Annotated in this window: 1 protein-coding gene; it reads right to left on the bottom strand. The window is 66.1% G+C overall.

The features are described from left to right. A partial coding sequence (locus AC1D00_RS41630; protein ID WP_477014707.1) for a signal recognition particle receptor subunit alpha occupies positions 1 to 763 on the bottom strand: 763 nt, incomplete at its 3' end. Between the last annotated feature and the right edge of the window lie 494 nt (positions 764 to 1,257).

Genomic DNA, 1,257 nt, shown 5'->3' with positions numbered 1-1,257 from the left:
GGCCGTCACCGTCCACACGGGTCAGCACGATGCCGGTGAGGCCGACGCGCTGATCGAACGCGCGCGCAAGGTTGACCGCGTCCTGGCCGGTGAGGCTGTCGGCGACCAGCAGCACTTCATGCGGATTGGCGGCGGCTTTGATCGCAGCCGCTTCCGCCATCATCTCTTCGTCGAGCGTGGTACGGCCGGCGGTGTCGAGCAGTACGATGTCGTAGCCGCCGAGCTTGCCGGCTTCGAGTGCGCGCTTCGCAATCTGCGGCGGCTGCTGGCCCGCCACGATCGGCAAGGTCGGAATGTCGAGGTCGCGGCCGAGCACGGCCAGCTGCTCCATCGCCGCCGGGCGGTAGACGTCGAGCGAAGCCATCAGCACCTTGCGCTTGTCGCGCTGGACCAGGCGGCGGGCGAGCTTCGCGGTGGTGGTGGTTTTACCGGAGCCTTGCAGGCCGACCATCATGATCGGCACCGGCGGCACGGAATTGACGTCGWTGGTCTGGCTTTCGGCGCCGAGCGTGTTGATCAGTTCGTCATGGACGATCTTGACCACCATCTGGCCGGGCGTGACCGACTTGACGACGGTGGCGCCGATCGCCTGCTCGCGGACGCGCTCGGTGAAGCTGCGCACCACCTCTAGCGCGACGTCGGCCTCCAGCAGCGCGCGGCGCACCTCGCGCATCGCGGCGTCGACGTCCTTTTCGGTCAGCGCACCGCGCCCCGTCAGACGATCGAGAATGCCACCAAGCCGTTCCGACAGATTGTCGAACAATGCCGTTGTCCTGTTGCTGTCTTCCCGACGGGAAGAGCGCTCCGTTACTCATTGCTGTCATGCCCCGCGAAGGCGGGGCATCCAGTACGCCGCGGCTCCTCGGTTCCAGCCGAGCCGTCTCGGAGCACTGGATCCCCCGCCTTCGCGGGGGATGACCACCCTCTCGTTCCTGGCCAAAGCCAGGATGCGATCTTCCAAACACCTTTGCGCCCGAGGGCGCATAGCGCTGTCGGGCGTTGACCTCTGGCCTCCGGGGCCAGTCGGCGGGTCGAAAAGAAAGCCTTTCCGAGAAAGTGGCGGGGTTAAACGCCGCTCCCGCCCAAAAGTCAAGGAAAGTTAGGGGGCCGGGGCCTGTTTGGGAAGGCAAGGCTTTGAAAACACGTCCTTTCCGGCGGTGGGTTCCTTTTCCTCTGCCTCCCGCCCATATAGGCGGTGATGCCTCACCGTCCGCACCATCCCTAGAAGTCCGCCTGTGCCGGTCACCCGCCGCCGCA

The sequence above is a fragment of the Bradyrhizobium sp. P2_E8 genome, assembly GCF_056403875.1.
This window is presented reverse-complemented; position numbering and strand designations above follow the sequence as displayed.